The sequence below is a fragment of the Fusibacter sp. genome (assembly GCF_057447755.1).
The window spans coordinates 1-6,693 of record NZ_JBVBZF010000190.1 but is presented as its reverse complement, the minus strand read 5'-3'; the positions used below and the strand labels follow the sequence as shown (position 1 = coordinate 6,693).

Genomic DNA, 6,693 nt, shown 5'->3' with positions numbered 1-6,693 from the left:
CCATGTTGAAGATCATACAATCACAACCTTTACCGAAATCTTTAAGTCTAAGAGAATTGAGTTAAAACAATTAACTGCATTGGTAAGCCTCAAGGGCATTATCAACGCACTGATTATGATCAGTGTAAATCAACCTTTGGCAAAAAAAATGGCAAGTAGCTTCTTGATAGAAATTAAAGATGATGAAGATATTGAACAATATATCGAGGATGTATTGGCTGAAATCGCAAATATTGTCTTGGGTAATTCGCTTGGTCAGCTTGATGATACCAGCGACTTCCTTCACATGGGAATACCTGCTATCATCACGAATCAAGGTGCTTATGTTAAATATACAAATGCTGAAATGTTGACATTCAATTTACACTATGAACAATATGAGTGGAGTGTTCACATGATTCAATTAGAAAATAATCAAATAGAGGAGGCTTCCCTATGGCTAGAATAATGATTGTAGATGATTCAACTGTTATGCGATTAAATTTAAGAAGAATTCTCACAGGTGTTGGGCATGTTATTGTTGCAGAAGCTCAAAATGGCAAAGAGGCATGTACATTATATGAAAAGCTGAAGCCGGATTTAGTAACAATGGATATATCGATGCCTGTTATGTCGGGTGTTGATGCAACAAAGGCAATTGTTACGCGTTTTCCGGATGCAAATATAGTAATGATTAGTGCCTTAAATCAGAAAAAAATGGTTTATGAAGCCTTAAAAAATGGGGCGAGACATTATATTATTAAACCAATTGACCGAGACAAAGTCATCAGTGTTCTGAATGAGGTTTTACTGACGGATGGGTTTACGCCAACAGAAAATATTGATGAAATTCGTTCGGAATCTATGAACCGTTTGCCTAAAGAGTCCTTTGCTGTGGAGAACATCAACGGTACCTTCTTTGTTCGTATTAAAGAACATTTTAATGCTGAGGACATGGAGAAACTCAATATGGCTTTACAGGGCATTAAATTTATAAAGCCATTAAAGGTTAGAATGGATTTTGGCAATCTTGAGTTTTTAGACTCGGCTTTTTTGAATCAATTGATTGTCTATGCAAAAGAGGTTATTGACCTTGGTGGGGACTACGAATCAATTGCTGAAAATCCTGATTTTAGACGTTTAGTGGATCTTAAAGAGGAGAATTACTTAAAATGAAAATAAATCTGCTATTGATATCAAGAAATCAACTCTTATTTGAACAGTTGAAGGCACATATTGATTCAATCAAATACAATTTGACGCAAACTTCTACAAGTGACATTATGCAGAAGTGTTTTGCGCTGTCCCCTTATTATATTATTGTTGATCTTAATGATCTCAGTGCACAAATGATTCAAGTCATCAAAACCATTAATGATCTGGTCTATATTCCGGTATTATATGTTGGTGAAATATCCACAGTCAAAAAATTTAAGCATTCTCTTGAAGGTGAGCTCATTTTATCTGTAAATGAATTTATCCTACAAGCCAATAATTTAATTCAACAGGGCATACAATTTAAAAAGCAGTATGACAGGGTTTCGCAAGCCTATGACACAATGGATGCACTTACAACCGATACCAAGACCATTATGGACAACTATTTAGCACTTGAAGCAATGAATCCTGTGAAACTCTATAAAGATATCATAAATAGTGTTTTTATGGAAAATCCAGTACTGACCAACAAACCACAGTATGTATGGATATTGATTAAAGAGGGTGAAGTGTACAATGCCATACTTTACGTAAGGGAAATGCTCGATCATACCTATGTTCATTCCTTTAACTATAAAGTTTCAGTGGACAATACCTTTGGGTTTGATGTCTTTGCAGAAAACGGATTTAAGGTCAATATGATGGAAGATGGTCTTTCAGATATTGATTCCAACGCCACCATGTTTCCAGATGCCATGCTTAATGAGATGACAATTCTTGAAAATTTTGCGGGTTATGGTATGGATCAAATCGTAGTGATTGGCTGTAATTACAATGAAACTGTGAGTACTTATGAATCATCAGTCTTAAAATCAGCCACAGTGACTTTGGACCTGCTTGAAAATATTCAAAATAAGATCTTTGAAGTGGAGGGTGCCTTTAATTATACGCTAGATGCGCTTGCGAGAGCTGCTGAGGCCAGTGATGATTCTACGGGTCAGCACATTCGAAGAGTCAATGAGTATTCAAAGTTTATTGCAGCAAAATTAGATTTAGAGCCTTCATTTATAAAAGAAATTTACAATAGTGCGCAAATGCATGATGTGGGAAAAATCTATGTTGACAATAAAATACTGCAAAAAAAGGGCCCGCTTGACAATGATGAGTTTTATGAAATGAAACAGCACACGGTCTATGGCGAGCGTATTGTAGGGGCATCGGATTATTTAAAGATGGCATCTGAAATCGCGCTTAACCATCATGAAAAATATGATGGTAGTGGTTATCCCAATGGAAAAAAGGGCGATGAAATACCGCTTTCCGCACGAATCGTATCCATAGCAGATGTTTATGATGCTCTAAGAAGCTCTCGTTCCTATAAACCTGGATTTTCTCACGAAAAAGCATATGATATCATCGTAAACGGTGATGGCAGAGTTGAACCTCGTCACTTTGATCCTGAGGTTTTAGAAATTTTTAAACAGTACCATCTGATATTCAAGTCTATATTTGAAAACTTCTCTAGTTGAATCAGTTAATGACAAAACCATGTTTTGCCGCATCTAATCGCTTATGCAAGTTGAAAACTTTTACATTAAGCTGGATGTGAACGAATGATATCTCATAAAATCCTGTGTGCAATAATGATTGCGTCACAGGATTTTTTTATGAATTGTTTGATTATAGACGGGTATAAGACATTCATGGGGTATAGATAAACCATACAGGGGAAGTGATTAAGTGGACTGGAAATTAATATCGTTTGAAGATAAAAATTTATTTGAAGAAATGATCCGTTTTAAAGCATACCCATTGAGTGACTATAATTTTACACATATGAATATTTGGAAAGAGGCCTTTAACCTCTCCTATACCATAGCTTATGGAAACCTTGTGGTTAAAGGGATTGATCCAATCACTAAGGAAGAATATATTTATATGCCTGTGGGAACAGGAAACTTGGGCGCTTCGATAGAAGCTGTCAAACTTGAATTTAGTTCGAAGAATAAGCCGCTAATCATAAAGGCGCTTACACCTAAAATGATGTCTGAGGTAAAATCGGCAAATCCACATAAGTTCAATTTCATTACCAATAGAAACGAGTTTGAGTATATTTATAAACTTAAGCAAATTGCAGAATATGAGGAAAAAAAATTAAGGCGTAAACGAGAACTCTGTAAACACTTTGAGTCACATTATACCTATGAGTTTATAAAATACGATAAAACGCATTTGAATACAGTCCTTAGTTTAATCGAAAAATGGCATCACGATCGAGATGAGGAAGATGGCTTAATCGTACAGTCGGAAAAGAAAGGCATTCTAAGGATCTTAAACAATTTTGAAGATCTTAATTGTGATGGTTTTTTACTGATTGTTGAAGAAGAAGTCATCGGTTTTTTAATTGCAGAGCCTCTAACTGAAGACATTTTATTGGTTCACTATGAGAAGGGCATCAGGCGCTATAAAGGGGTTTATGATGTTCTAAAGCGCAATACCGCAAGGTATTATCAATCAGAGTTTAAGTACATTAGTTTGGAAGAAGATATGGGCATAAGGGGCCTGAGAATTGCAAAGGAATTATATAGACCAAATCATTTGATTATTAAAGGCACAATAACATTCATAGATTAAGGAGGTTGATTATATGAAACAGCGGTACTCAAAAAAACTTGTTATTGTTATGATTTCTATCCTATTTTTAGCCATAATAGGCATCAGCTTCACTTATGCATATATGAAATTGAACCCATTTGAAAAAATTCAACTGATTAATACCTCAGGTGTGGCACTTGGAGATGACAACAGTATTTATATCATAAGCAATTCCAACCGATCAATCAGTAGGATATCTGGAAAAGATCAGTTGATCTATACCATTGAAGGTGGAAATCGTAGAGCAGATAGTTTTTATACAGCTTATGAATTGGATTCAGATCCGATGGGGAATTTGTATGTTCTACATAATCGATGGGATGATACTGGTTCATATCTAGAGACTGAAACCATAAGTGAATTTGATGGTTCTGGAAAGTTCGTAAAGCAGATTTTCGAACTACCAGATGAAAGTGAATCAAAACTGACACCAACCATGAGAGGTCTTAAATATGTAGATGGAAAGCTCTATTGGTATGTTTTGGTTGCAGATGGCATTGCCTTATATAACGATCAATCCATTGAACCAATTTCATTTTATCCATTTGATTTAGCTGACCAGATTGTTCAAGATGTAGACCTTATAGACGAAACACATTGGGTGATTGCATCTAAACAGGGTTTTATTGAAATTGTAGATCTCGGGACTTCAAATGTGGATACTATCTTTGACGCCAGCAAACTAACACAGGACCATCCATCTAGCATTTGGGGAATTCAATATGATTCTAATTCTGATGCAGTATATTTTAATGATTTAGGACAGTTTGGTGTTTTTAAAATAAAGGATCATATGCTAGAGAAGGTCTTTTCGAGTAGTGACTACAGTGAGATTCAAAATGAAGTTTACTATAACTTCGATGTTACCCAAAACTATTATATTGCAGTTAATGATGAAAGTATTACCCTTAAGTCAATGGACGGTACTTACATCAGCGTCACCGATTTAAGTCCTTCTACCCTTATTTTGACTTTGCGAATTGTGGCTTGGTTTTCCATTTTCTTTATGGTCATCAGTTTGATTTTTATCATCAAATGGCTCTTTAGAGATGTGCTTAAAAGCGGTATACCAGCAGGTTTTAGAAAAACAGCTGCCATTATTATTATGATCTTGATTGCAACCATCTTGACCTCATCATTGGCCATAAACTTTTACAACGGCATCTTGGTTGAACAGGCAACCAACAACTTGAAAATACTAGTTCAAAGCTCAAAGTTTGTGATTCATGGCGATTCTGTTGACGCCATAAGAAGACCTTATGATTTTTACAATGAGGACTATCAAATTGTCTATGATGACCTGCAACGTATGATCAACTACAACCAAGAAGCATGGAATGAAAACCTCTATACGGCACTTTATGCGGTATCAGATGATCGATACTATGCTTTGATGTATAACGACAACAGCATTACGCCATATTATACTTTCAATGCATGGACCGATGACCCTTATTTCTACTACTTCTATGATGCCTACCAAGGTCAAATTACCCAAGGGACTGAAACGGATGCTGATGGTGACTGGCTCTTTGCCATGGGCCCAGTCTACAATTCTAAGGATGAAATTGTTGCCATTGTTGAAGTGGGTATGAATAAGTACATTTTTGATGAATGGAATAAAAACATCGTCAATAAAATCATCACGGATATTGTGTCCATCATTATCATCATAATCCTTTTAATTTCTGAAGTTACCTTCTTTACAGAATGGCTTGAGCAGAGAAAAACACATAGGCTGCAGCCTCAAGAAAATCAAAAGGCTAAGGCCTTCAACGACTTAAACATCGTAAGAACTTTGGCACTATTAACCTATGTGGTCATCTTCATGTGTATCGCTTTTGTGCCTTTGATGGCTAAATCCATCTATACGCCAATCGGCAACCTCTCCATGTCTATGGCAATTGGTTTACCAATATTCACAGAAGTTTTATTTGCTGCGATTACAATTGTAATCGCAGGATTTGTGGCTGAAAAAAGAGGGTGGAAGCTCATATTCTACATGGGGATTATTATTCTCATCTCTACAGCAATCGCCACTGCCTTGACCCGTTCACTAATCATTTTTATATTGATTAGAGGTATCGCAGGTATTGGTAACGGTTTTATTCAAATGACAATGCATGCCTTTGTCAATACCGGTAAAACGGTAAGTCAAAGAAATGAAACTTTTGCCAATATGATGTCCGGTGCTATCGCTGGTATAAATCTAGGTGTTGTATTCGGTGCAAACCTTGCAGATAAAATTGGCTATTTCAACGTATTCTTCGTAATGGCAGGTGTTGGTGTACTTTCAATTGCCTTTGAAAGGGTCTTCTTAAGACACTACGATGTTATGGAGTTCCATTTGGATGAGGATGAGACAGATTCAGATAAGCTTGAAACAAGTAGGGGTAAAGAAAAAATCATTCAAGAGGAAAAAATGTCTTGGATGCGTTACTTTACACGTAAAAATGTGGTAGCCTTCTTCTCCTTAATTTTAGTACCAGCATTTTTATGCTACATGTACCTAGAGTACTTCTTCCCATTGTTTGCTGAGCAAAGAGGCATAACAACCTCAGTTATTGGGATTGTATTTTCACTATATGGTCTGTTCATTGTTTATTTCGGTCCATCTATGAGTACTTTTACAGAGAGAACCTTGGGCATGAAAAACGCATCTGCTGCAGCGAGTATTTTAACTGGGGTATCCTTAATTGTATATGCAGTTACTGGTACACTGGCAGGCGCAATCTTTGCAGTATTAATCCTTGCCATTTCAGATAGTTTTGGTGAAACCGTCTATACCACATACTTCTTGGCACTTAAAGAGTCGCAGAAAATTGGTAAATCCATCGCTGCTGGTTACCTTGAGTTTTTCTCACAAATTGGTAAAATGCTGGGTGCTCTTGCCTTTGGTAT

The 6,693-nt window shown here is 36.3% G+C and carries 5 protein-coding genes; all 5 read left to right on the top strand.

The window, feature by feature from the left end:
* Positions 1–448 (top strand): chemotaxis protein CheX (locus AC220I_RS16000; RefSeq protein WP_486724863.1); only part of this gene is annotated, 448 nt, incomplete at its 5' end.
* On the top strand, positions 436–1,155 hold the full coding sequence (locus AC220I_RS15995; RefSeq protein ID WP_486724862.1) for a response regulator: 720 nt from the start codon (positions 436–438) through the stop codon (positions 1,153–1,155). The genes AC220I_RS16000 and AC220I_RS15995, both read left to right, overlap by 13 nt.
* The gene (locus AC220I_RS15990; protein ID WP_486724861.1) at positions 1,152–2,666 is read left to right on the top strand and encodes an HD-GYP domain-containing protein; all 1,515 of its coding nucleotides are present in this window, start codon (positions 1,152–1,154) and stop codon (positions 2,664–2,666) included. The genes AC220I_RS15995 and AC220I_RS15990 overlap by 4 nt, the downstream gene beginning before the upstream one ends.
* A gap of 211 nt (positions 2,667–2,877) precedes the next feature.
* Positions 2,878–3,771, top strand: a complete 894-nt coding sequence (locus tag AC220I_RS15985) for a DUF2156 domain-containing protein (protein WP_486724860.1) — start codon at positions 2,878–2,880, stop codon at positions 3,769–3,771.
* A gap of 13 nt (positions 3,772–3,784) precedes the next feature.
* On the top strand, positions 3,785–6,693 hold a 2,909-nt coding region (locus tag AC220I_RS15980), incomplete at its 3' end, for an MFS transporter (RefSeq protein WP_486724859.1).

Coding starts and splice junctions, on each gene's coding strand:
- AC220I_RS15995 (WP_486724862.1), top strand. CDS start 436: ATGGCTAGAATAATGATTGTAGATGATTCAACTGTTATGCGATTAAAT.
- AC220I_RS15990 (WP_486724861.1), top strand. CDS start 1,152: ATGAAAATAAATCTGCTATTGATATCAAGAAATCAACTCTTATTTGAA.